The following is a 25,664-nucleotide window of genomic DNA, read 5'->3' as shown; positions in this document are numbered from 1 at the left end:
ATGCAGGACACACCGCAGAAGCGGGCAAGCGCGATGCCCATCACTGCCGGTTTTTTTCATCATTCAGCACTGTCAGCCGCCACATGGCCGTCAGTCATCGCCAGGAGAGCACGATGAGCGTCAGCCTCGGTCAGCCAATTCCCGACTTTACCGCCCAGGCCACCAGTGACACCGAAGTCACTCCGGCCAGCCTCAAGGGCAAGCAAGCCGTCATCTATTTCTACCCGAAGGACCACACGCCGGGCTGCACCACCGAAGGCGGTGACTTTCGCGACAACCTCGAGGAATTCGAAGCGGCCAACACCGTGATTCTCGGCGTTTCCCGCGACAGCCTGCGCACCCACGAGAACTTCCGCGCGAAACAGGGCTACCCGTTCGAGCTGATCAGCGACCCGGACGAGACCCTGTGCAAGATCTTTGACGTCATTCACATGAAGAAATTCATGGGCAAGGAAAGTCTCGGCGTGGTGCGCTCCACCTTCCTGATCGACGCCGACGGCAATCTGGCGCGCGAATGGCGTGGCGTGAAGGTCAAGGGCCATGTCGAGGAAGTGCTGGAAGCCGCCCGCGAGCTCAACGCTGACCGCTAGTCTCGAATGGCAGCAGCTCGAGTGGCAGCAGCCCGCGTGACAGCAGCTCGTGGAGAAACAGCTGAGCGGAGAGCGCCTGTGCGCCAGCCGCCTCAGCCATGAAAAAAGCCCCGCCGATTGGCGGGGCTTTTTCGATCAGGCGCTCTTGTCCGCGACCCGATTCTCCTCGGCGCGCGCCCTGCGCGGCCAGGCGTAGAGCAGCGACTTCATCAGGGTCGCCAGCGGGATGGCGAAGAACACCCCCCAGAAGCCCCAGATGCCGCCGAAGAACAGCACCGCGAGGATGATCGCCACCGGATGCAGATTGACCGCCTCCGAGAACAGCAGCGGCACCAGCACGTTGCCATCCAGCGCCTGGATGATGCCGTAGGCGATCATCACGTACATGAAGGTGTCGCCCAGCCCGTAATGGAAACCGGCGACGGCGGCGACCGGCAAGGTCGCCCCTGCCGCGCCGATGTAGGGAATCAGCACCGAGAAGCCGACCACGATCGCCAGCAGCGCCGAATACGGCAGCCCGAAGGCGACGAAGGTGACGTAGCTGACGCCGCCGACGATGACGATCTCGATCACCTTGCCGCGCACGAAGTTGGCGATCTGGTCATCCATCTCGTTCCAGACCCGGCTCATCAGCAGACGCTTGCGCGGCAGTAGCGCCAGCGTGAAGTCCACCAGCCGCTCGCGGTCCTTGAGCATGAAGAACACCAGGATCGGCACCAGCACCAGGTAGATCACCACGCCCATCAGGTTGCCCAGCGACGCCAGCGACAGCGATACCGCGCGCTGCCCGAACTGGGTCAGCTCACGTCCGGCGGCGCCGACCCACTGCTGGACCTGCTCCGGCGTGATCAGGCCGGGGAAGCGCTCCTGCAACTCGCCCAGCCAGCGCTGCCCGGAGGCGAACATGCCGGGAATCTCCTGGATCAGGTTGGCCAGCTGATGCCAGACCAGCGGCAGCAGGAGCAGCGCACTGGCCAGCATGATGCCCATGAACACCAGCGTCATCAGGCTGACCGCCGCCAGGCGCGGCAGGCCACGGCGCTCCATCCAGCTGACGCCGCTCTGCAGCAGGAAGGCGACGATCAGGGCGGTGAAGAATGGCGCCAGCATGCTGCCGAGCAGAATGACGGCGGCGAACACCAGCACCAGCACCAGAAACAGCACCACCGCTTCTTCGTCGGAGAAATAGCGCTCGATCCAGCCACGCAACAACGTCTTCATGGTCATGACGGATCTTCCTCGCACAGCGCCTTGATCACGAAGCGATAATCGCCCTCTGGCGTCTCTTCACGCGAGACCAGCGCGTGATCGCTCAGCGCCAGATAGGCAGGGATGTCGCCCCAGGCGCCGGCGTCGCTGGCGAGGACCTCGAGTTGCTCGCCGGCACTCATGCCAGCCAGTTTGAGCTTGGTGCGCAGCAGCGGCAACGGACAGTGCAGGCCGCGCGCATCCAGCGTCTGCAGGTGGGTATCGGCCGTGGAGTCAGCCATCGGATTCGCAGTCTCAGCGCCAGGTCGTTCGAATGCCATCTGCCCTTCCGTTCTCGTTATGATGTTCTGCCGCACACCATGGAGGGTGCAGCTTGAAAACGCCCCGATTTAAGGGCACCTTGCCTGACAAAGCAACTTTCCGCCCTGCGCGGCTGCGTCTTGCCCGGACTCGCGCAGGGCCGTCAACGCCAGTGCGGCGCCCGGCAATCCTGCGAGCCGACCGCACCTTGCGCCATATCGAAGAGGATTGCCTGCATGTCGTTGCTGCCCCCCTTGAGCGGACGCGTCCGCATCGGACGCCGCGGGCTTGCCACCCTGTCGAGCGCCCTGCTCGGCCTGTTGCTGATGGGCGCGCCGGTCGCCAGTGCGCCGGCCGCATCCCACAACGACTATGGACTGCCGGACCTGGGGAGTGCGAGTGGCGGCATCTCCAGCAACGATGAATATCGTATCGGTCGCGCCTGGCTGCGTCAGTTCCGCGCCCATGTGCGTGAATGGGATGATCCCATCACTCTGGACTGGATCGGTAGCATCGTGCGTCAACTGGCGCCGTGGAGCGAGCTGGATGACCGCAATTTCATCATCACGCTGGTCGCCAGCAGCCAGCTGAATGCCTTCGCCGTGCCCGGCGGCGTGGTCGGCGTCAATACGGGCCTGTTCGCCTTCGCGCCGGACCGCGACGCCTTCGCCTCGGTACTCGCCCACGAACTGGGCCACCTCTCCCAGCATCACTTCGCGCGCAACATGGAGCGCCAGGCCGAGACACGCCTGCCGACGCTGGCCGGCTTCCTCGCCGGCATGGTGATCGCGGCGGGTGGTGGCGGCTCAGCGGGCATCGCGACCATGGCCGGCACCCAGGCCGCTGCCATTTCCGATCAGCTGGCCTATTCACGCCGCTTCGAGCAGGAGGCCGACCGCGTCGGCATCGATGCGCTGTCACGCGCCGGCTTCGACCCCGACGCCATGCCGCGCATGTTCCGCGCCATGCAACGCATGGCCAGCCTGCAGGGCGGCAACGCACCGGAATTTCTGCTCACGCACCCGGTGACCGAGGCGCGCATCGGCGACACCCAGGCGCGTGCCGACGCCATGCAGAAGGTGACACCCGACCCGCTCGCGCAGCTCGCCTACGCGATGATCCGTGCCCGCGCCTTGCTGGCGCTCAACCTGCGCCAGCCCGAGCAGGGGCTGACGACACTGCGCGAAGACAACCCCGACCCCGACGCGATTGCCTACTATCAGGCGCTGGCCGCGGCGGAGCACAACCAGGTCGACAAGGCGCTGGCCGCGCTGGATCGCCTGCATGACAAGCATCCTGACCTGACCCTGATCAGCGCCAGTGCGGTCGAGGTCGCGCGGGATGCCCGGCGTTATGAGGAGGCGACCCGCCGCGCCAGACGCCTGCTGCGCCTGCAACCCGACTACCTGCCGACCCGACTGGCCATGGCGGAAGTCGCGCTGCAACAGGACCCCGCCGCCGCGCGCCAGCAGCTGGAGGACATGCGCCGCGATCATCCCGATGACCCCAAGGTCTGGAGTCTGGCCTCCGAAGCCAGTGGGCGCAGCGGCCACACCGCCGAGGCCTTCCTGTATCGCGCCGAATTCGACCAGCTGGAGGGCCGCATGGACAAGGCCTTCGCTCAGCTCAAGCTGGCCGACGAGGCCGCGCGCAAGAACGGCGACTTCAGCATGGCCAACCGTATCAGTTCACGCCGGGAAGACTTCAAGCGCTATCGCAACGCCATCGAGGAGTTCTGAGGCACGCTCCCTCTCGCAGCACCAGGCAAACAAAAACCGCCGCCCCGGGGAATCGGGAGCGGCGGTTCTGGTTCATGCAGGCAGCAATCGGTGGCGATCAGCGTCAGCGCTCAGCCGCGATTGAATTCCAGCATCCGCGTCAACGGCTTCAGGGCGCGCTCACGCAGGCCATCATCGACGAAGACTTCCTCGGCATTGGCTTCCGACGGATCGCGACGCAGCACGGCGGCCAGATTCTCCAGGCCGTTCATCGCCATCCACGGGCAGTGCGCACAGCTCTTGCAGGTCGCGCCATTGCCGGCGGTCGGCGCCTCGTACAGCTGCTTGTGCGGCGCGGCCTGCTGCATCTTGAAGAAGATGCCACGATCGGTCGCGACGATCAGCTGCTGATTGTCGAGCTCGACGGCAGCCTTGATCAGCTGCGAGGTGGAACCGACCACATCGGCCAGCTCGACCACCGACTGCGGTGATTCCGGGTGCACCAGCACCGCGGCGTCCGGGTAGACCTTGAGCAGGTCACTGATGCCCTGGGCGCGGAACTCGTCGTGGACGATGCAGGCACCGTCCCACAGCAGCATGTCGGCACCGGTCTGCTTCTGCACGTAGGCGCCCAGATGCTTGTCCGGCGCCCAGATCAGCTTCTCACCCCGGGCGTGCAGGTGCTCGATGACATCGACGGCGATCGAGGAGGTCACCACCCAGTCGGCGCGCGCCTTCACGGCCGCCGAGGTATTGGCGTACACCACCACGGTGCGGTCGGGATGGGCATCACAGAAGGCCGCGAACTCGTCTTCCGGGCAGCCGAGGTCCAGCGAGCAGGTCGCCTCCAGCGTCGGCATCAGCACACGCTTCTCCGGCGACAGGATCTTGGAGGTCTCGCCCATGAAGCGCACGCCGGCGACGATCAGCGTCGAGGCGTCATGGCGGGCGCCGAAACGTGCCATCTCGAGCGAGTCGGCGACGCAGCCGCCGGTTTCCTCGGCCAGCTGCTGGATGGCGTCGTCACAGTAGTAATGCGCGACCAGTGCGGCATCACGCTCGATGAGCAGCTGCTTGATCTCGTCGATCAGCGCGGCATCTTCGGCGGCGGGGCGTGTCGGGCAGTAAGCGCGGGCCAGATGCTCGCGCACCTGCTCACGGACGGCATTGTGGGCCTCACGACCCGGCATGGCATTAGTCAGGCTGTTCATGTGTCTCTCACCTAGCCCACAGGGGCTCCCCCTGTGCTGAGTGGGTCAGGACTCGGCCCGGACACGAACGGCCCGTGGCGGTCCTGCCAGCGCTGCAGCTGGGCTCCCCAGACTGCGGCGTGTGCCTTGGGCGTCTATCGCCCGCAGCGTCGGCGGACATGAGCCTTGGCTCGCCCACAAGGATACGCCTGGCGCGATCGCGGCTCCAGTCGACTTGGGGGCAACGGACTCTTTCCTTTCGCGTAACAAAAATTGCCCCGCGCCAATGAAGGCACGGGGCAAGATCTGGTGGGTCGTGAGGGATTCGAACCTTCGACCAATTGGTTAAAAGCCAACTGCTCTACCACTGAGCTAACGACCCAAAACTGGGTGGCGGATGGTGGGTCGTGAGGGATTCGAACCTTCGACCAATTGGTTAAAAGCCAACTGCTCTACCACTGAGCTAACGACCCGCCGCCGGGTGCTTTGCAAGAGACCATTCCAGAGAATGGTGGGTCGTGAGGGATTCGAACCTTCGACCAATTGGTTAAAAGCCAACTGCTCTACCACTGAGCTAACGACCCTTGCGAAGCGGGACGTAAGATACCGCCGATCCCGTTTCGACGCAAGCCTTTTGCAAAAAAACTTCAAGCAAATGACCAGCTTGTCCGCTGGCACCTCGCGAAACGCCCGCGCCAGCGCATGCACAGCGCGTGGGCCAGCCCCTGTGACAAAGACACGCAAGCCCGCGATGGGCGCGGGCTTGCGGGTTACCACTTAGGTCGCACGAGCTTGTGGCATGTCCACGAGCTTATGCCATATCAGTGAATGACGGCATGTTGCCGCCCTCACCGACTGCGCCATCAGCGCGGCTTGCGCGTACGCTGCGGCGGCTTCTTCATGGCGCGCACCGGACGACGCTTCTGCTTGTCGCGGCTCCAGCGATTCTGCTCGTCCGGCGTCAGGGCCGGCGCCTTGCGATGCTCGAGACCTGCCAGCGTGGACAGTTCATCGATCTCGCTCTGCTCCATCTCCACCCACTCTCCGGCGCGAGCGCGCTTGTCGAGGAAGATGTTGCCGTAGCGCACGCGCTTCAGACGGCTGACGGTCAGCCCCTGGGAGTCCCACAGACGGCGAACCTCACGGTTACGGCCTTCCATGATCACGACGTGGAACCAGCTGTTGATGCCTTCGCCACCGAATTCCTGCACATCGGTGAAACGCGCCGGGCCATCTTCGAGCATCACGCCATTGACCATGTTGACGACGTGCTCGCGCTTGACCTCACCCATGACACGCACGGCGTACTCACGCTCGATCTGGGTCGACGGGTGCATCAGACGGTTGGCCAGCTCACCATCGGTGGTGAACAGCAACAGACCGCTGGTGTTGATGTCGAGACGACCGATCGCGATCCAGCGCTCGCCCTTCAGGCGCGGCAGACGCTCGAAGACGGTGCGGCGACCTTCCGGGTCCTTGCGCGTGCACAGCTCGCCTTCCGGCTTGTTGTACATGATGACGCGACGCGCCGTCTCTTCCGCGCCCTTCAGGCTCTGCGGGCGATCATCGAGGCTGACCTGGTCACGCGGGCCGACGCGATCACCCAGCTGGGCGACCTTGCCGTTGACCTTGACGCGACCGGCACTGATGGCGACTTCCATCTCACGGCGGGAGCCGAGACCGGAGCGCGCCAGTACCTTCTGCAGTTTCTCGTCCTCGACCAGCTTGTCGCCCTTGGCCTGCGGCGGCAGCGGACGCAGTTCCGGCGCGTCGGCGGCGGCCGGCTTCTTGCCGACATTGGCCTTGCTGCCGCGCGTGGACTTGCCGGTATCACGGGTCGGGCGGGCCTGCTCGCCACGCTTGTCGGCAGCATCCGCCGCGTTCTTGTCCGCGAAGGCCTTGCCGGTCACGGCCTTGCCACCGGCGTGCTTGCCGCCAGCCTGCTTGTTGCCTGCCTGGCTGCTGCCGGGGCGAGAGGTCTTGCGCTTATCAGAGTCTGTCTTGCTCATGACATGAACCATTTCATCTATAGGAGTTTCGCCTACGCAGGGTCGTCATCATCGACGGTCCCGGCAGCGGAGGAGTCGTGCGGCTGCGCATCGGCAGCGTCGTCATCCTCGTCTGCACCGCGCAAACGTTGGCTGAGGCGCGCTTCGAGTGTGGCGAAGTCGAACCCCGAGCCGGTGGACGCCATCCCGGCGTGGTCATTTTCCGCCTGTGAGGCGGAGGGTGCTGCTGTGTTCGGTGTGTCAGCCGAGGCACCGGAGGTATCGAGTGCGCGCATCTTCAGCGCCTCTTCCAGCTGCTCGGCGGTGACGTCCGGCGGTTGCCAGTCGTCGGGCACCGGGGTGCCAGATTCGGTCTCAAGACCTGTCTCAAGACCTGTCTCAAGACCTGACTCAAGCCCTGACTCAAGCCCTGTCTCAGCGCCTGGTTCAGTCTTTCCCCCAGTCTTTTCCCCAGTCTCTGCGTCAGGTGCTGACTCAGGCGTTGTCTCATGCTCTGGATCAGCTCCTGCATCAACGCTGTCTGCCGGTGCCTCCTCCGTCTCGCCGTCCGGATCATCCGGCAATGGCAAGGTCTGAGAGGGCGGCACATCATACAGGTCTGCCTCGAGCTGTTCGAGTCCTTCGAAGCCTTTCAGTTCATGCACCGGCGGCAGCTCTTCCAGCGTCTTGAGCCCGAAGTCATCGAGGAACTGACGCGTGGTGGCGAAGACCGCCGGACGCCCCGGCACATCACGATGGCCGACCACTCTCACCCAGCCGCGCTCGACCAGGGTGCGCATGATCGAGGAGCTGACCGTCACGCCACGCACCTGCTCGATATCGCCGCGGGTCACCGGTTGACGATAGGCCACCAGCGCCAGGGTCTCCAGCAAGGCGCGCGAATAACGTTGCGGACGCTCTTCCCACAGCCGCGATACCCAGGGGGAATACTGCTGGCGAACGCGCAGCCGCCAGCCACTGGCGGTCTCGAACAGCTCCAGCGCGCTCTTGTCGGCCGGGTGACGCGCTTCCAGCTTGCCCAACGCCTCGCGCAGCGCGGGCCTGGTCGGGCTTGAATACTCATCGAACAGACCGGCCAGGCGCTCAAGCGTCAGCGGCTCGCCGGCGGCCAGCAGGGCCGCTTCGATGATCTGGTCCAGCGGGACATCGCGCAAACTCATGACGCCGCGTTCTCCTGCTCGTCGGATGGGGGTAAGGAAGGTGACGTCTGCGCATCATCGGACGCTGCGTCATCGAACGCCCCCTGATCGGCCGCCACCTCGTCTTCGTCGGCGAATTCCAGCGCCAGCCAGTCCTCGTCATCCTCGGGGTCCGGTTCCGGCGTGCGGGCGCGCACGTGAATCGGTGACAGCGGCGCGTTCTGGACGATCTCGATCATCGACTCCTTGGCCAGCTCCAGAATCGCCATGAAGCTGACCACCACCCCGGCACGCCCTTCCTCGAGCGTGAACAGCTTCTCGAAGGGCGTGAAGTGCTCATGGGTCAACAGATTCATGATCGCCAGCATGCGCTCGCGAGTCGACATCACCTCACGCGAGATGGTGTGCGCCTGGACGAGGTCCGCCTGACGCAGGAGGCCGGACAACGCGCCGAGCAATTCCGACAGATCGACATCAGGGTGCACCACGCGCGTCTCGAGTTCGGGCAGGTCTGCCGTGGCCACGAACCAGTCGCGGCCCTGACGCGGCATCTCATCCAGCCCTTCGGCGGCCAGCTTGGTCTGCTCGTATTCCTGCAGACGGCGAATCAGCTCTGCGCGCGGGTCCTCTTCCTCGTCGTCATCACTCGCCTTGGGCTGTCGCGGCAGCAGGCTGCGCGACTTGATCTCCGCCAGCATCGCGGCCATCAGCAGGTATTCACCGGCCAGATCGATCTGCATGGCGTGCATCAGCTCGACATACTCGATGTACTGATGGGTGATGGCCGCGACATTGATGGCGAGGATATCGAGATTCTGGCGACGGATGAGGTAGAGCAGCAGATCCAGCGGCCCCTCGAAGGTCTCGAGAAAGACACGCAGCGCCTCCGGCGGGATGTACAGATCCTGCGGCATCTCGGTGAGCGCGGTGTCGTTGACTCGCGCCAGCACCGTCGACGACGCCGTCGGGGGCGTGACGAGAGGTGCGGGCTGATGCCCATCGGTGAGGGCAAAACTGGCGCCATCGAGCAGGTCGCTCATGACATCTCCTGCAGGAGGCGGGTGAAGGTGGGTCTGGGGGACGGGCATTCTAGCGGCTCGCGCCCCATCCCCCAAGTCTTTACGCCGCCGGTGATACGACGGGCCCGCGCTCGGCGCCGCCCGCGTCTAGCGATAGGTCAGGCCGATCACGCGCCGCAGCTCATCCAGGGTGTCACGCACGGTGTCACGGGCCCGCTCGGCGCCTTCTGTCATCATGGTGCGCACCTTGCCATGCTCCCCTTCCAGCGCCTCGGCACGCTCACGAATCGGCGTCAGCGCCGCGTCGACATGCTCGATCAGACAGCCCTTGCAGTCCAGGCAGCCGATGCTGGCATCACGGCAGCCCTCCTCCGCCCACTGGCGGTCCGAGGCGGGCGTGAAGCTTTCATGCAGCGTCCACAGCGGGCAGCGCTGCGGGTCGCCGGGGTCCTTGCGGCGCACGCGCGCAGGGTCGGTGGGCATCTCGCGCACGCAGGCCGCGATATCGTCGCGTCCACTGCGCAGGAAGATGGCGTCTTCCCGTGCGGCCTTGTGCGTCTTGAGCTCCATGCCCAGCAGCGGCTCGACCTCACCCTGCCAGTGTTCCGGCTCGCCGAGGATGCGCCGCCCGCCACCTTCCAGATAGCCGAGCAGGCGCTCCTGCTGGTTGCGGTTGAGCTTGCTGGTCTCGGCCAGCAGGCCGCGCGCTCGCTCGAAGGCCTCGAGATCGCCTTCTTCCTGGTAGTCGCTCAACCATTCGCGATACAGGCGACCGCTCTTCTTGCCCAGGCGCGCGATGGCGCGTTCAGCCTGCTCCTCGAAGCCGGCATCGCGGCCATAGCGATGATTGAAGCGTCGGGCGACCTCACGGGTGAACTCGATATGCGCACGCTGCTCGGGGCCGGCGGGCACCACCTGCCCCCGCAGCGCCAGAATGTCGGCCGCCTGCATCAGGGGCGCACCGAGCATGGCCAGACTGGCGCCCTGCTGCTCACCGAGTCCGGCGACCATCTCGCGGTAGCTGGGCAGACGCTCCAGCCAGGCCTTGGGCGTGACGCTGGCCAAGATCATGTGCACGTCGGTCAGCTCCGGCACCCACGACTGGATGAACAGGGTAGCGACCTTGGGATTGACCCCACAGGCGAGACAGTCGATCACCATCGCCCAGCTATATTGCTCGATCTCGTGAGGCGCGTGACCGCTGACCGCCAACGCGTTCCAGTCGGCGACCAGAAAATAGGCATCGTGATGGTATTGCAGCTCGGTCCAGCGCCGGATCACTGATTGATAGTGTCCGAGTTGCAGGTGTCCGGTGGGGCGTAAGCCGGACACCAGCCTGGCCGAGGTATCGGTGGCACTCACCTTGTGAGTTCTCCCTGAGGCGTATGAAGCCGCCAGTCTAGCAACCCGAGGCCCCGCTCAGCATCCCCGCGACGTCGTGTCCCTGACAACATGCGCCACGTGACCGGATCACGCAGCGGCCAGCGCACCGCTCAGCCGGCGGCGATGCCGGTGCGATAACGCCCGGCGTAGTCGAACAGCTTGTCGCGGATCTGCCAGTAACGCCCGCTCTTGCGCCCGATGACGAAGTCCGGCGCCTTGAGACGCTCCTCACCCGCCAACACCTCGGCGATGTCCTTCGGTGCCCAGTCACTGCCCGGCGCGCGCAGATGACGCGCGAGGAAGCTCAAGCGGAAGGCGTGGCGCTGGGCGGAGGTCTCGAGCGCGAACCACTCGGACAGATCGGTGCCATCCTCGTCGTAATAGGTCACCTTCAAGCGTGGCAGGCCGCGCCCGTTGCGCGCCTCCTCCAGCTGCCAGCCGCTGACGCGCAGCACCCGCGCATCACGCAGCTTGAGCGCATCGCGCAGCTTGTCATCCGGATCGACCAGTCGCGCCTGACAGGCATGACAATGGCGGGCGGCGATGTCATTGGCCTCGCCACACTGCGGGCAGGCCTTGGCGCGATAGCGAAAGTCGCACTGCACCAGCGGCCTGCCCTCGCCCTCCGGTGACTCGACCAGCCCCTGACAGCGACGCCCGAAGTGCTCGACCACCAGCTCACCATCCTTGCGTCCCCAGAAAAGATTGGCGTTGCCGCACACCGGGCACTCGACCTGGACGATCTCGGTGTCGCCGGCCGGTTTCGGCGTCGCCACCTCCGGCGCGTAGAGGTCCCAGGGATTGCCGGCGTAGTCGAGAATCAGACAATCCGTCTTGCCGGGACTCAGGCGCAGGCCGCGCCCGACGATCTGCTGATAGAGACTGACGGATTCCGTGGGCCGCAGGATGGCGATCAGATCGACATGCGGCGCATCGAAGCCGGTGGTGAGCACCGCGACATTGACCAGATACTTGAGCTGCTGGGCCTTGAAGGCATTGATCAGCCGCTCGCGCTCCTCGCTGGGCGTCTCGCCGGTGATCAGCGCCGCCTCGCCGTCAGGCAGGAGTGCGGTGACTTCCTCGGCATGCTCGACGGTGGAGCAGAACACCATCACGCCGCGCCGCTCGCGTGCCTGGGCGACGATATCCAGCACGATGCCCGGCGTCGCGCGCGAGCCCTGCACCACCTCGTTGAGCTCCGCCTCCTGGAAGCTGCCGCCGATGCCGGGCGCCAGCTGCGAGAAGTCATAGCGCGCCACCGCGACATCGACGCGCCGCGGCTCACTCAGAAACCCCTGCCGCACCATCAGGCGCAGCGGCTGCTCGAAGACGCAATCACGGAAGAAGCAGTCATCATCCCCGCGCACCATGCCGTGATAGTGACGGTGGAAGATGAAGCCCTGACCGAGACGATACGGCGTCGCCGTCAGCCCCAGCACCTTGAGGCGCGGATTGTGCTCGCGCAGATGATTGATGACCTTGCGATAGCTGGCGTCCTTCTCCAGCGAGACCCGGTGACACTCATCGATCACCAGCAGCGTGAAGGGCGCCGCCTGCCCCTCAGTCGTCTGATCAGCCGGCGTGAAGGCATCGAGGTTGCGCACCACTGACTGCACCGAGCCGAACACCACCTGACGCGAGGCCTGCTTGCGCTTGAGGCCGGCACTGAAGATGTCGGCGTCCTTGCCATAGGATTCGTACTTGGCGTGGTTCTGCTCGACCAGCTCGCGCACATGCGCCAGCACCAGCACACGGCCACGCGCGATTCGCGCAAGCTCCGCGATCACCAGTGACTTGCCGCTGCCGGTGGGCAGCACGATCACCGCCGCCTCATCACTGCGGCGAAAGTGCTCGACGGTACGCCGCACGGCCTCCTGCTGATACGGACGCAGCTCAAACATGCAGCGCCGTCCAGCAAGACACATGAGTGGGAGCGCTGCCGGCAGGCAGGCCCAGGAAAGTGATGGCTGACAGGGGAGTGATGGCTGACAGGGAAGTGATGGCTGACAAGGAAATTGACATCAAGGGGCCGCCGAATCGCAGGAAGGGACAATGCCCCCATTATCCGCATCAGCGACTGCAGCGGCAAAGTGGGTGTGGATAACCTGAGCCCGTCAGTCTTGGCCCGTCAGGGTCAGAAGCGCGGCGCGCGCCCCTCGAGCTTGGCCTTGATGCACTCGGTCTGCTCTGCACGCCCCAGCAGCGAGGACTGCAGCTCTGCCTCAAGCGCCAGTGCCTCGGCTTCCGGCGCCGCGAGGGCCTCGTCATAGAGACGCGTGATGGCGCGGATGGCGCTGGGGGAGCGCCCGGCAATCTGGCGCGCCAGGGCCAACGCCTCCTCCTGCGGGCTGGAGATGATGCGCGTGACCAGGCCGGCACTCTGCGCCTCGTTGGCCTCGACCTTGCGTCCGCTCCACGTCAGCTCGTGCAGCCAGTCCGGTCGCACGCCACGCGCAGTGACGCTGATGCCCATGTCCGGAATGATGCCCCAGTCGATCTCGAGCACCGCCAGACGCGCATCAGGATCACACAGCCGGATGTCCGCCCCCAGCGCGATCTGCAGACCGCCCCCGAAGACGTTGCCATGCAAGGCGGCGATGACCGGCACCCCGACATCTCGCCAGCCCAGCGCCAGCTGTTGCACGGTATTGCGCTGCGGCGCACAGCCATTGGCCCCCGCGACCAGCAACTGCGGCACGCGGGCGGCGTCGCCCATGATGGCGGCGATATCCAGCCCCGCACAGAAACTGGGCCCCTCGCCCGACAGCACGATGGCGCGCAGGCCTGATTCCCGGGCGCGGGCATGCAACTCCTGCTGTACCGCTAGCAGGGCATCGATCATCTTCCAGTCGATGCCGTTGTGCTTGTCAGGGCGATTGAGGCGCACGTCGGCGACATGCTCACTGATCGAGAGGGTCACATAACGTTCAGGCGTGAGGTGGGTAGCGTCAGACATGGCGGTCTCCCTGCGACGGATAACGAGCAAGCACGCGCTCGAACGATTTCACGACAGTGCCGAGCGATGGCACTCATCCAGTGATAAACCCAAAAGGCGCAGGCAACCACACTGCGTTCGTCGAGCTGCCCACGGGCATGACTCGCTACGTCTCAGTGTGACTGCCTGCGCCCGGTTGTTGAACGGTCGTTTGGTCGCAGAGGTGACGATTGTCTACTCGCGCTTGGCCCCCGAGACCTCTGACAGCGATCGCGGCTGGAAGCTCTCGGCCTGGGCCATCGCCCAGACACGACGATAGAAGGGATAGTCTTCCCCTTGCGTCAGCAGCGCGCCCTTGGTCAGGAAGGGATGCAGGTGCGAGAACAGCTTGACCTCATTCTCGGAGACACGATGCACCAGGTGGTCCGGGGTGATCTGCCAGGGCGTGTGCAGGCCTGCCGCCGACAGGATCTCGGCCAGTGCATGCAGGGTGTTGTGGTGGAAGTGACGCACCTGATCGGCCTTGTCTTCCACGACCAGCGATTTCTGGCGCAGATCATCCTGGGTGGCGATCCCCGTCGGGCACTTGTTGGTGTGACAGCTCAGTGACTGGATGCAGCCCAGCGCGAACATGTAACCGCGTGCGGCATTGACCCAGTCCGCGCCCAGCGCCATCACGCAGGCGATATCGAAGGCACTGATGATCTTGCCGCTGACCCCGATGCGCACCTCATCACGCAGCCCTGCGCCCACCAGCGAGTTGTGGACGAACTGCAGCCCTTCACGCAGCGGGGTGCCGAGGTGATCGGTGAATTCGGTCGGTGCGGCGCCGGTGCCGCCCTCACTGCCATCGACGACGATGAAATCGGGCACGACCCCGGTCTCGAGCATCGCCTTGACGATGGCCATGAACTCCCACGGCTGACCGAGGCACAGCTTGAAGCCCACCGGCTTGCCACCCGACAGCTCGCGCAGGCGCTGGATGAAGCTCAACAGCTCAAGGGGTGTGGAGAACTCACCGTGGTTGGAGGGCGAGATGCAATCCTTGCCCATCGGAATCCCGCGCGTCTCGGCGATCTCCTCGCTGATCTTGCTGGCCGGCAACACGCCCCCGTGGCCGGGTTTGGCACCCTGGCTGAGCTTGATCTCGATCATCTTGACCTGCTCGCTGGCCGCCTGGCGGGCGAACTTCTCGCCATCGAAGCGCCCTTCCTCGTCGCGGCAGCCGAAGTAGCCACTGCCCAGCTCCCAGATCAGATCGCCCTCGAATTCGCGGTGATAGGGGCTGATGCTGCCTTCGCCGGTGTCATGGGCAAAATTGCCTAGCCTGGCACCCTTGTTCAGGGCGCGGATGGCATTCGCGCTCAAGGAGCCGAAGCTCATCGCCGAGATATTGAACAGCGAGGCATTGTAGGGATGCGAGCACTGGGAGTTGCCGACGTTGAGACGAAAGCCCTTGGGGTCCGGCACGCTCGAGGTCTGCATGGAGTGACCGATGAACTCATAGCTGTCGGAATAGACATCGAGCAAGGTGCCGAACGGCTGGGAGGAGTTGTGCTGACGGCCACGCGCATAGACCAGCTCGCGCTGCTTGTGGGAAAACGGCAGCTGATCGGTGTCCGACTCGAACAGGTACTGACGCATTTCCGGACGCAGCGCCTTGAACAGATAACGCATGTTGCCGATCACCGGATAGTTGCGACGCACGGCGTAATCCGGCTGCTGCATGTCGTAGATGCCGACGGCGACCAGAAAGGCCATCAGCAGCGTCAGCGGCCATATCCAGGGCGTCAGCTCCGACAGCCCCAGGCAGACCAGCAAGCCGAGGACACAGAGCCCGAAGACGGAGTAGCGAGGTAACAGCGACCATTTCAGTTTCATCAAAGCTTCCTTTGCCAGCGAACAGCAATGTCAGGGCTGTCGTTGTGGGAGGGTCTGGGGTTGCGGCCAGGGGTTGTGATCAAGAGTTGCGACCACGGTCTGCGTCCAGTGCGGCGGCCACGGAACACGCCATGCCTGTCAGGCAGGCAGGCAGGCAGGCAGGCAGGCAGGCAGGCAGGCAGGCAGGCAGGCAGGCATCATCATCGATAGCGATGGCGATGGCGATGGGATGGCGACATCACGATGACGCCAGCCTGCCGCATGCCGGGCCGACTGTCCTGCCCAACGGTGGAATCCGCTGTTGAGCCAGTCGCACCACGGTGCTCTCAGCATGTCTATAAACAAGAAGACGCCCTCGTGGCGTGAACCACGAAGGCGTCTCCCGTTACTGCATTTCGCCACTGGTGGCGTGCGCCAGCCTCATCGACCGAGGAGGCCGAGTCGCTGGCGCGTCACGTCGCTCAGTCAACCCAGCGACGGGCATTGCGGAACATGCGCAACCAGGCGCCATCCTGCTGCCAGTCGTCCGGACGCCAGGAGTTGGTGACGGCACGCGCCACGCGCTCCGGGTGCGGCATCATGATGGTCACGCGACCATCATCGGTGGTCAGACCGGTGATGCCGGACGGCGAGCCGTTCGGGTTGGCCGGATAACGCGTGGTGGTCTGGCCGTAGTTGTCGACGTAACGCAGCGCGACCTGGCCGCTGCTCTGCATCTTGCGCAGGTGAGCGCTGTCGCGGAACTCGGCACGCCCTTCGCCATGCGCGATGGCGATCGGCAGGCGCGAGCCTTCCATGCCATCGAGGAACAGCGAGGCGCTCTTCTCGACTTCGACCATCGCGACACGGGCCTCGAACTGCTCGGACTCGTTGCGCACGAAACGCGGCCAGGCCTCGGCACCCGGAATCAGCTCCTTGAGCTGGGAGAGCATCTGGCAACCGTTGCAGACGCCCAGCGCGAAGCTGTCGTCACGGTTGAAGAAGCGCTCGAACTGTTCACGCGCACGCGCATTGAACAGCACTGACTTGGCCCAGCCACCGCCGGCGCCCAGCACGTCACCGTAGGAGAAGCCGCCACAGGCGACCAGCCCCCGTATGGTGTCCAGATCGACACGCCCTTCGAGGATGTCGCTCATGTGGACATCGACGGCCTCGAAACCGGCACGGTCGAAGCTTGCCGCCATCTCGAGCTGACCATTGACGCCCTGCTCACGCAGGATCGCCATGCGCGGACGTGCACCGGTGTTCAGGTACGGCGCCGCGATATCCTCGTTGACGTCGAAGGTGGCCTGGGCGGTAAGGCCCGGGTCACGCACGTCGTTGATGGACTCGAATTCGCTCTTGGCGCAATCGGCGTTGTCACGTGCGGCCTGCATGCGATAACTGGTCTCGGCCCACAGACGCTCGGCGCTGGCGCGGGTGGTGGAGAGCAGGTTCTGGCCCAGCAGCGTGATGTTGATCTGCTCATCGGCACGCGGCGTGGCGATCACGCCACTGTGCTCGAGGCCCACGGCCTTGAGCTCGGCGAGGATGGACTCGGTATGCTCGCGACGCACCTGCACCACGGCACCCAGTTCTTCGGCGAACAGCGCGCCGGTAGCCTGCCCCGGCTCGGCGGCGGTCCAGTCGAGGGAGATGTCGAGACCGACACGTCCCGCGAAGGACATTTCCATCAAGGTGGTCAACAGACCACCGTCGCTGCGGTCGTGATAGGCCAGCAGCTTGCCTTCGACATTGAAGCGCTGGATGGCCTCGAAGAAGTGCTTGAGGTCTTCGGGCTTGGCAAGATCCGGCGCTTCGTTGCCGACCTGACCATAGACCTGCGCCAGCGCGGAGCCACCGAGACGGTGAGCACCATGGCCGAGATCGATCAGGATCAGGTCCGTCTCCACGGCCTCGCCATTCAGCGTACGGCGCAGCTGCGGCGTGAGGGTACGCATGGCATCGGTGACCGGCGCGAAGCCTGTCATCACCAGCGACAGCGGCGCGGTGATCGACTTGTCTTCGCCGTTCTCGTCCTGCCAGGCGGTGCGCATGGACATGGAGTCCTTGCCGACCGGGATGGTCAGGTCCAGCGCCGGGCACAGTTCCATGCCGACGGCGTGGACGGCCTCGTAGAGCGCCTGATTCTCGCCGGTGTGATCGGCAGCGCTCATCCAGTTGGCGGACAGCTTGATGTCAGACAGCTTGGCGATCGGCGCGGCGGCCAGGTTGGTGATCACCTCGGCTACGGCCAGACGCGCGGACGCCGCCGGCGAGATCAGTGCGACCGGCGTACGCTCGCCCATCGCCATCGCTTCACCGACATGGCTGTCGAGGGAACTGGTGGTGACGGCGCAATCGGCCACCGGCACCTGCCACGGACCGACCATCTGGTCGCGCGCGACCATGCCGGTGATCGAGCGGTCGCCGATGGTGATCAGGAATTTCTTGGAGGCGACGGTGGGCAGCTGCAGCACACGGGTCATCGCTTCGCGCGGGTCGAGGTTGTCGAGACCCAGCGCCGGCAGTTCCAGCGTCTGGCGCTCGAAGCTGCGTGACATCTTGGGCGGCTTGCCGAACAGCACATCCATCGGCAGATCGACCGGACGCGTATCGAAGTGGCCATCCTTGACGACCAGTTCGTGCTCCTCGAGGGCTTCACCGACCACGGCGTACAGGCAACGCTCACGCTCGCACAGGGCTTCGAAGGTGGCCAGATTCTCCGGTGCCACCGCCAGCACGTAGCGCTCCTGGGATTCGTTGCACCAGATTTCCAGCGGGCTCATGCCGGATTCAGCGCTCGGCACGGCGCGCAGGTCGAACAGGCCGCCGCGACCGCCATCCTTGACCAGCTCCGGCAGTGCGTTGGACAGACCGCCCGCGCCGACGTCGTGGATGAAGCAGATCGGATTCTTGTCATCCAGCGCCCAGCAGCGATCGATGACTTCCTGCACGCGACGCTCCATCTCGGCGTTGTCACGCTGCACGGAGGCGAAGTCGAGGTCTTCGCTGGAGCTGCCGGAGGCCATGGAAGAGGCAGCACCGCCGCCCAGACCGATCAGCATCGCCGGGCCGCCCATCACGATCAGCTTGGCGCCGACCGGAATATCGCCCTTCTCGACGTGCTGGCTGCGGATGTTGCCGTAACCGCCGGCGAGCATGATCGGCTTGTGATAGCCACGACGCTCGATGCCGCCGGCACCGAAGGCATCCTGCTCATAGGTACGGAAGTAGCCGTTGAGGTTGGGACGGCCGAATTCGTTGTTGAACGCAGCGCCACCGATCGGGCCTTCGAGCATGATGTCGTAGGCGGTCTTGATGCGCTCCGGCTTGCCGTAGTCGTGCTCCCACGGCTGTTCGAAGCCCGGGATACGCAGGTTGGAGACGCTGAAGCCGGTCAGACCCGCTTTCGGCTTGGAGCCGACACCGGTCGCGCCTTCATCACGAATCTCGCCACCGGCACCGGTCGCGGCGCCCGGATAGGGAGCGATGGCGGTCGGGTGGTTGTGGGTCTCGACCTTCATCAGGATGTTGATCGGTTCCTGATGATAGGTATAGATGTGGCCTTCGCCTGTCGGGAAGTAACGCCCGGCAGTCGGACCTTCCATCACGGCGGCGTTGTCACTGTAGGCGGACAGCACGCCATCCGGATGATGCTGGTAGGTGTTCTTGATCATCTTGAACAGCGAGTGCGACTGCGCTTCGCCGTCGATGGTCCAGCCCGCATTAAAGATCTTGTGGCGGCAATGCTCGGAGTTCGCCTGAGCGAACATCATCAGTTCGATGTCGGCAGGATTGCGGCCCAGAGTCTTGAAGGACTCGACCAGATAATCGATCTCGTCATCGGCCAGTGCCAGACCCAGGCTACCGTTGGCCTTGGCCAGGGCTTCGCGGCCACCGCCGAGGATGTCGATATGGGCAAGCTTGGCAGGTGCCTGATGCTGGAACAGACGTGCCGCGTCCTGAGTACGGGGCAATACCGTCTCGGTCATGCGGTCGTGCAGTCGGGAAGACAGCGTGGCGAAGAGCTCTTCGCTCAGGGGCGCGTCCAGCTTGATGCGGTAGGCGATGCCACGCTCGAGGCGGCGGACTTGCGGCAGGCCGCAGTTGGCGGCGATATCCGTGGCCTTGGAAGACCAGGGAGACAGCGTGCCGAGGCGGGGAATGACGAGGAAGAGATGTCCTTCCGGAGCGCTCTCGTCACGACTGGGGCCGTAGTCCAGCAGGCGCTCCAGTGTTGTCCGATCGGAACTGCTCAGTTCACCATCGACCTCGGCCAGATGAAGGTACTCGGCATGAAGAGATTCCACCTCCGGCACCAGCTCGCGTAATGCAGCCAGTAGACGGGTGTGACGGAAGGCGGAAAGGGCAGGCGCGCCTCGCAGTTCGAGCATGGTCAGGGAAAGCCTCTGAAGCAGCGTGAACGGACAACCGCCAAACGGCGGCAGCAAGCGCATATCATACGTGAAAGGCGAGCCTTAACGAAGCCCGCAGGCGACATGCGTTGGATGACAGTGTGTTGAGCTGCCGGTATGGTGGAAGCCCTGCCGTGAATGATGCTGACGCATGCTCAAGACTTCGCCCTCTTCTCTCATTCCGCCCGTGCGACAGCTGCTGCGCCACGCGCGGCGTTTCCTCGTCGCGGCGCTGGCCCTCGCCTTGCTGATACTGCCCGAGCGTACCCTCATCGAGATGCCCACGCGGCTGGACGATGTCCGCGCGCGCGACTTCATTCAGGTCGCCACGCGCAACACCCCCACGACCTTCTATCGTGGCCGTCAGGGGCCTACCGGTTTCGAATACGAACTGGCACGGGACTTCGCCGATTATCTTGGCGTGAGTCTGTCGATGGATTCCGAGCACAATATCGAGAGCCTGACCCAGAGCGTGCTCAATGATCAGGCCGATCTTGCGGCCGCGACCCTGCCGCTGGATCTCTCCGAACAGGACCTGCGCTTCTCGCGCCCCATCCTCGAATTGCAAGCGATGGTGGTCTATCGGCGCGGCATGCACCCGCCCAAGGAATTGAAGGATCTGGTCGGCAAGCGCATCGGCGTCATCAAGGGCGCCGGCACCAGCCTGGTACTGCGCGAAGTCCAGCAGGACATCCCCGAGCTCAGCTGGAAGGAAACCGGCGAGCTTGAGGTGGCGGACCTGCTGCAACGCATCGAGGAAGACAAGCTGGATGCGGCAGTCGTCTATGCCCATCAATTCAAGCTCAACCGCCTGTTCTTCCCCAATGTGGAGAACGGCTTCGACGTGGGCGATCCGCTGACGCTGGCCTGGGCCTTCCCCGCGCATGGCGACATTTCATTGCTGACCGCCGCCAATGATTTTCTCGAGACACGTCGCCAGGATGGCACCCTCGATCAATTGGTCGAGCGCTATTTCGGCCATGATGACTATCTCGAGTATGTCGGCGCACGTACCTTCATCCGCCAGGCACGCGACCGCCTGCCGCGCTATATCGATACCTTTAAGGAAGCCGCACGCGAAACCGGTATCGACTGGAAACTGCTGGCCGCCACGGGCTATCAGGAATCGCACTGGCAGCCCAAGGCCACCTCTCCCACGGGGGTGCGCGGCCTGATGATGCTGACCAATGTGACGGCGCGCGAAATGAAGATCGCCAACCGTTTGGACCCCGTTCAGAGCATCGATGGTGGCTCACGCTATCTTGTGAGTATAAAGGGACGCTTGCCGGACGAGATCAAGGAACCGGATCGCACCTGGATGACGCTGGCGGCCTACAATGTCGGCCTGGGGCACCTGTTTGACGCTAGACGGATCGTGAAGATGAAGGGCGGCGACCCGAATCGCTGGAAGGATGTCCGCGAAGCCCTGCCCTTGCTGCAGAATCGTGAGTGGTACCAGAAAGTCCGTTATGGTTATGCACGCGGCGGAGAACCTGTCATCTATGTCCGCAATATCCGTCGTTATTATGAAATACTGAATTATGTTTACCGTAGCCAGCAGCAGTTCTATCAGCTGGATGAGCGTCCGATTACCGACGACGAAGGCGACAGCAATCCCTTCGATACAGTGCCTCCGATTCTCTGAGGATGGAGTTCGGACCGTCAGCACTCCGGTGCCTCAAGTGCACGCATCTTCACCACGCATCAAGAGCCTCTAAGGACAGGGAATGACACGCAGACTCGTCTTGATGTCGCTAAGCCTGATCGCGTTCGGCATCTCCTTGCTGGGGCTCTGGCCGTCTGCCGGCAATGAAGCCAATGCGCTGCTGCTGATGATGTTGACCCTGCAAGCCGCCGGCCAGGCTGCCTGGCATTGGCGCAATACCTCCCTCAGTCAGCTGTTCCTCAGCGCCTCATTGATCCTCAATATCCTGCTGATCTGCACCTTCCTGCTACCGGAAAGCTGGGTGGGGGTGGACCACTGGGGAGACCTGCTGATCAATCTGCCGGGCGATTGGCACATCGCCAATATCCGCCCGCCTATCCTGATCCTGTTCGCCTGTTTCGGCCTCACGACCTGCGCCCTGTTGCGCATGCGACTGGGGTTCGGCTCTGCCATCCAGCTGACACAAGTCACGCTGCTGTTGCTGTTTGCCATGATGTCCGATGCCAGTCTTTCCGTCGCCAGCATGGTGCTGGCAGGCCCGGAACGCATCACGCTGACCAGCTTCGTCAGTCTGCTGTTGATCGCACAATGGATCGATCTACAGCCGGCACTCATGCAGATGTGGCGCCGCAATCTCATACCGCTGATCATTTCCTCCTCGATCACCCTGGTCTGTCTGCTCGCCTGGCAGCAGCAGAGCCAGGACGAGAACAACCGCATCAACCAGTCGACCTACGTACTGGGCGACAAGATTGCTACGGAACTGTCTCGCGAGATCAACGACCAGCTCAATGCGATGCGACGTTTCGCCGGTTTCTGGAGCCTGATGGGGCAGACACCGACGCGCGGAGAATGGCAGCGCCTGGCACGCAGCTATTACAAGGATTTCGATTACTTCCAGAACATCGCCTTCATCGATCCGGACAGCGTGGTTTCGCGCGTCTTCCCGGACAAGGGCCGCAATCATGATGTGCTGGGCGTACGCCTGCTGGATGCTCAGCCGGACACGCCGCTGCGCAACCCGCTGGAACTTGGCATCGAGGGCCATACCGGCATCATCGACCTGATTCAGGGCGGCAAGGGCATGGTGTCCTACCTGCCGGTGCGCGATCCTCGCGATGGCACCATCCTGGGGGCGATCGCCATGGTGGTGGATCTGGCCCCTCTGCTCGACAGGGCCATGGACACGGCACGCAATGAGGCATTTGCAGTCACCCTGTCAGAGCGCGGCAACATCTATATCCATGTCGGCCCCGAAAGCCGTCTGGCGCCCTGGGGGCACCGCATCCCCATCGAGCTGCCCGCCACCGACCTGACACTGGGCCTGCAACCAACACAGCAGTTCCTCGCTGCCACACGCGGCCGCTTGCCAGAGGTGACATTGCTGGCGGGAATACTGTTGGCTTACCTGCTCTTTCTCGTGATCTACATGTATCGCCGCGTCTCGCAGGAGCATGGCATCGTCAAGAATGCCAATGATGCACTTCGCGAAGAGATGGTGCGCCGGGAGCGACTGCAGAACGAGATCCAGTGGCTGGCGCGTCACGACGAGCTGACTCAGCTGCCCAATCGTCGTTATTTCCTTGAACAGGTGCAGAGCTTCAGCGGCAAGATGCCCCTGACGGTCATGATTCTGGACATCGACTTCTTCAAGACGATCAACGACAAATTGGGGCATCTGGAGGGAGACCGCTACCTGCAGAAGATTGCCTCCGTCTCACGGGCACCCGTCGAGGCTGCCGGCGGCATACTGGCGCGTTTCGGCGGCGAGGAGTTCGTGGTGTGCATTCCGGAATGCCCACGCGCGGTAGGGCGCACTCTGGCGGAAGAGTTGCGGCGTGCCGTGCAGGCCGCAGGGTTGCCGCAGCCTGCCACGGACAGCGTCGTCACGGTATCCGTGGGCATGGCATGCGTGGCGCGCGCTCCATTGCGGCTGGATGCACTGCTGCAGGCAGCGGATGAGGCGCTGTATCGCGCCAAGTCCAGTGGTCGTAATCAGGTACAGGTCGCTGCCTGACAGTCCATGAAGACCATCATGAAAGCAACGCCGGAGGATCAGTTCGGGAGGACCTGCGCGGGCGGATCTGAGCGGAGGGATTAGCGCGGGTGGATCTGAGCGAAAGGTTCAGCATGAAAGGTTCAGCGAGGAAGCTCACCGCGCCGCTCCGCGAAGAAGGACTTGAGCAAGCGCTTGGCGTGAGCGGCCAATAGCCCCCCTTCCACCTCGACGTGATGGTTGTGCCAGGGCTGTGCAAACAGATTGGCACGCGATTCCACCATGCCGGTCTTCGGCTCTGCCGCCCCGTAGACGACCCGCTTCACCCGCGCGTGGATCAAGGCACCACTGCACATCATGCAGGGCTCCAGCGTCACATACAGCGTGCAATCGTCGAGACGATAGTTGCCGAGTCGGGCCGCCGCCGCGCGCAAGGCCTGCACCTCGGCATGTGCCGTCGGGTCCGGGGTGCTGACCGGCGCATTGTAGCCAGTGCCGATGATGTCGCCCTGAGGATCCACCACCACCGCGCCGACAGGCACCTCGCCAGCCTCGAATGCCAGCCGCGCCTGGTCCAGCGCGCGGTGCATATAGTAATGATCCCCACGTGGCCCACTCCGGGCCTGCGGCGCTATCGCCAACTCGTCACTCACCGTTGTTCTCCGGTATCCTGAAGCCATTGTTTCGCTCACCATGATAACGGCTTGGCGCTCGCGCTTCCTCCTGCATTGCCACCCCGCGCGGTCTGGCACTGCTCCGAGCGCCTGCCTCTCAGCACAAGGATAGATTCATGACCCAAACAGCTACTGCGCCTCTTGAGGCTCTGGTCACCCTGCTGGGTCTTGAGACCCTAGAAGAGAACCTGTTCAGAGGGCACAGTCAGGACCTCGGCTTCCCTCAGCTGTTTGGCGGACAGGTACTCGGACAAGCGTTGTCCGCAGCGACACGCACGGTACCGGTCGAACGCCAGGTCCACTCTCTGCATGGCTACTTCCTACGCCCGGGCGATGCCCACAAGCCCGTCATCTATCAGGTTGATGGCGTCCGCGATGGCGGCAGCTTCACGACCCGCCGCATCAGTGCCATCCAGAATGGCAAGACCATCTTCTTCTGCAGCGCCTCCTTCCATGGCAAGGAGGCGGGATTCGAGCATCAGCTCGCCATGCCCGATATCGAGTCCCCAGAGCAGTTGATCGAACAGGGGGCACGTATCGAGCGCTACGAAGGCCATCCCATCGAGTTCCTGCGCCTGAAGGCGCCGATCACGGCGAGTGATGATGACGCCTGCCCCCCACCACGCCAGCGGCTGTGGTTCCGACTGGCAGGCGAGCTGCCGGAAGATGATGCCCTGCATCGCTACCTCCTGACATACAGCTCCGACTTCAATCTGCTGGCGACAGGCCTCGGCGGACATGGTGTGCGGTTCGGTTCGCCCGAACTGCAAATGGCGAGCCTGGATCACTCGCTATGGTTCCACCGCGATGTACGCGTCAATGATTGGATTCTCTACGAGATGGATAGCCCGTGGGCGGGAGGCGCACGCAGCTTCGCTCGCGGCAGCCTCTACAACCGGCACGGTGAACTGGTGGCATCCAGCGCCCAGGAAGGCCTGACACGCCTGCGCAAACGCCCCTGAAGGAATCGCCCTGTGCGAATTGTCCTGAGCTAATCGTCCTGAACAACAATGCCCCTCCTGAGACATTCTCAGGAGGGGCATTGTCATTTTTGGCTGCGTCTATCTACAACCTACAATCCACAGCGCTGAGAATAGCGCACAGCTATTCACTATTATCGCGCCAATAGGGGAGTCACTTCAGTGCTGTCCTGACGCGCGTGCAGCGCGTGCAGTTTTCATCCCGATAGCGCTGCTTGTAGTCATTGCGCTGGGACTGCCAACTTCGCATCTGGCCCGACGACCCACCGCCGCGACGCCTATCGGTATAATATTCGATCTTGTCCTTGATGAACTGCGGAATCTGTCAACATAGTTGGCACATGAAGTGGTTCTGGCTTTTTAAAGCCCTACTGCCTGCGGTACCGGATCCCGCTCCGGATTCAGATGCACTATCTCCGGCAGGTCGAATTTTCGGATGTCACCTGACCATCGCTCCGGGTGACGCTGCTTCGCGGCCTCGAAGACCTCTCGGCGCTGCGTCAGAATGCCTTTGGCCTCGCCGTCATGACGCTGGCTCGGCGTGACGTAGCGAAGGGCGCTGTGCCGGTGCTCATGGT

At 63.9% G+C, this 25,664-nt stretch carries 16 protein-coding genes, 3 tRNA genes and 2 pseudogenes; 5 read left to right on the top strand and 16 right to left on the bottom strand.

All coding sequences use genetic code 11. The features are described from left to right. The first annotated feature begins 113 nt into the window (after positions 1 to 113). Positions 114 to 590: a peroxiredoxin gene (locus tag IZU87_RS06295; protein ID WP_054556838.1), complete on the top strand. Its 477-nt coding sequence runs from the start codon at positions 114 to 116 to the stop codon at positions 588 to 590. Between the two features lie 135 nt (positions 591 to 725). On the opposite strand, the gene IZU87_RS06290 is transcribed toward IZU87_RS06295, so the two are convergent. Beyond that, positions 726 to 1,817: an AI-2E family transporter gene (locus IZU87_RS06290; protein WP_213114026.1), complete on the bottom strand. Its 1,092-nt coding sequence runs from the start codon at positions 1,815 to 1,817 to the stop codon at positions 726 to 728. Then, a complete protein-coding gene (locus IZU87_RS06285; protein WP_043336423.1) occupies positions 1,814 to 2,080 on the bottom strand; it encodes a sulfurtransferase TusA family protein in 267 nt (88 codons plus the stop codon). The genes IZU87_RS06290 and IZU87_RS06285 overlap by 4 nt, the downstream gene beginning before the upstream one ends. Positions 2,081 to 2,335: 255 nt before the next feature. Between IZU87_RS06285 and IZU87_RS06280 the strand changes: the two genes are divergently transcribed. Continuing rightward, complete coding sequence (locus IZU87_RS06280; protein WP_213114025.1) at positions 2,336 to 3,838, top strand: M48 family metalloprotease; 1,503 nt, start codon at positions 2,336 to 2,338, stop codon at positions 3,836 to 3,838. Between the two features lie 110 nt (positions 3,839 to 3,948). Here the strand turns inward: IZU87_RS06280 and nadA are convergent, their stop codons facing one another. From nadA to purL, 12 genes and pseudogenes are all read right to left on the bottom strand, one after another. Next, positions 3,949 to 5,007, bottom strand: coding sequence for a quinolinate synthase NadA (gene nadA / locus IZU87_RS06275; RefSeq protein WP_213114061.1), 1,059 nt, complete (start codon positions 5,005 to 5,007; stop codon positions 3,949 to 3,951). 307 nt (positions 5,008 to 5,314) lie between these two features. Beyond that, a tRNA-Lys gene (locus IZU87_RS06270) sits at positions 5,315 to 5,389 on the bottom strand. A 16-nt stretch (positions 5,390 to 5,405) separates the two neighbouring features. Continuing rightward, positions 5,406 to 5,480, bottom strand: a tRNA-Lys gene (locus IZU87_RS06265). Between the two features lie 36 nt (positions 5,481 to 5,516). Then, a tRNA-Lys gene (locus IZU87_RS06260) sits at positions 5,517 to 5,591 on the bottom strand. Between the two features lie 279 nt (positions 5,592 to 5,870). Continuing rightward, the gene (rluB, locus tag IZU87_RS06255; RefSeq protein WP_043336411.1) at positions 5,871 to 6,731 is read right to left on the bottom strand and encodes a 23S rRNA pseudouridine(2605) synthase RluB; all 861 of its coding nucleotides are present in this window, start codon (positions 6,729 to 6,731) and stop codon (positions 5,871 to 5,873) included. A gap of 710 nt (positions 6,732 to 7,441) precedes the next feature. Then, a pseudogene (scpB, locus tag IZU87_RS17640) lies at positions 7,442 to 8,176 on the bottom strand (SMC-Scp complex subunit ScpB); the annotation flags it as partial. After that, positions 8,173 to 9,195 carry a segregation and condensation protein A gene (locus IZU87_RS06245; protein WP_213114023.1) on the bottom strand — a complete coding sequence of 341 codons (1,023 nt, stop codon included), beginning with the start codon at positions 9,193 to 9,195 and terminating at the stop codon, positions 8,173 to 8,175. The gene IZU87_RS06245 and the pseudogene scpB, both read right to left, overlap by 4 nt. 126 nt (positions 9,196 to 9,321) lie before the next feature. Further along, positions 9,322 to 10,536, bottom strand: coding sequence for a nucleotidyl transferase family protein (locus tag IZU87_RS06240; RefSeq protein WP_043336371.1), 1,215 nt, complete (start codon positions 10,534 to 10,536; stop codon positions 9,322 to 9,324). Between the two features lie 131 nt (positions 10,537 to 10,667). Continuing rightward, positions 10,668 to 12,458: a DNA repair helicase RadD gene (radD, locus tag IZU87_RS06235; protein ID WP_213114022.1), complete on the bottom strand. Its 1,791-nt coding sequence runs from the start codon at positions 12,456 to 12,458 to the stop codon at positions 10,668 to 10,670. 233 nt (positions 12,459 to 12,691) lie between these two features. Next, entirely contained in the window at positions 12,692 to 13,513 is an 822-nt protein-coding gene (locus IZU87_RS06230) for a crotonase/enoyl-CoA hydratase family protein (RefSeq protein ID WP_131432728.1), read from the bottom strand. A gap of 213 nt (positions 13,514 to 13,726) precedes the next feature. Continuing rightward, positions 13,727 to 15,373: an FMN-binding glutamate synthase family protein gene (locus tag IZU87_RS06225; protein ID WP_213114021.1), complete on the bottom strand. Its 1,647-nt coding sequence runs from the start codon at positions 15,371 to 15,373 to the stop codon at positions 13,727 to 13,729. Positions 15,374 to 15,834: 461 nt separating this feature from the next. Beyond that, the gene (purL, locus tag IZU87_RS06220) at positions 15,835 to 19,749 is read right to left on the bottom strand and encodes a phosphoribosylformylglycinamidine synthase (RefSeq protein WP_213114020.1); all 3,915 of its coding nucleotides are present in this window, start codon (positions 19,747 to 19,749) and stop codon (positions 15,835 to 15,837) included. Between the two features lie 172 nt (positions 19,750 to 19,921). Here purL and mltF point away from each other — a divergent pair, with 172 nt between their 5' ends. Together mltF and IZU87_RS06210 are read left to right on the top strand one after the other, a co-directional pair. Further along, positions 19,922 to 21,415: a membrane-bound lytic murein transglycosylase MltF gene (gene mltF / locus IZU87_RS06215; RefSeq protein ID WP_082388806.1), complete on the top strand. Its 1,494-nt coding sequence runs from the start codon at positions 19,922 to 19,924 to the stop codon at positions 21,413 to 21,415. Positions 21,416 to 21,497: 82 nt separating this feature from the next. Further along, a complete protein-coding gene (locus IZU87_RS06210; protein WP_213114019.1) occupies positions 21,498 to 23,453 on the top strand; it encodes a GGDEF domain-containing protein in 1,956 nt (651 codons plus the stop codon). A gap of 122 nt (positions 23,454 to 23,575) precedes the next feature. Here IZU87_RS06210 and tadA read toward each other — a convergent pair whose 3' ends face one another. Beyond that, positions 23,576 to 24,022 (bottom strand): tRNA adenosine(34) deaminase TadA, encoded by a 447-nt coding sequence (tadA, locus tag IZU87_RS06205; protein WP_213114018.1) that lies wholly within the window; start codon positions 24,020 to 24,022, stop codon positions 23,576 to 23,578. A 200-nt stretch (positions 24,023 to 24,222) separates the two neighbouring features. Here tadA and IZU87_RS06200 point away from each other — a divergent pair, with 200 nt between their 5' ends. Next, positions 24,223 to 25,068, top strand: coding sequence for an acyl-CoA thioesterase (locus IZU87_RS06200; protein ID WP_213114017.1), 846 nt, complete (start codon positions 24,223 to 24,225; stop codon positions 25,066 to 25,068). A 378-nt stretch (positions 25,069 to 25,446) separates the two neighbouring features. Here IZU87_RS06200 and IZU87_RS06195 read toward each other — a convergent pair. Beyond that, positions 25,447 to 25,664 (bottom strand): annotated as a pseudogene (locus IZU87_RS06195) (IS3 family transposase); the annotation flags it as partial.

Source organism: Cobetia sp. MC34 (assembly GCF_018340035.1).
Lineage (GTDB): Bacteria > Pseudomonadota > Gammaproteobacteria > Pseudomonadales > Halomonadaceae > Cobetia > Cobetia amphilecti.
Note: the sequence above shows the minus strand (reverse complement) of the source record. Positions and strands in the feature narration are given on the sequence as shown.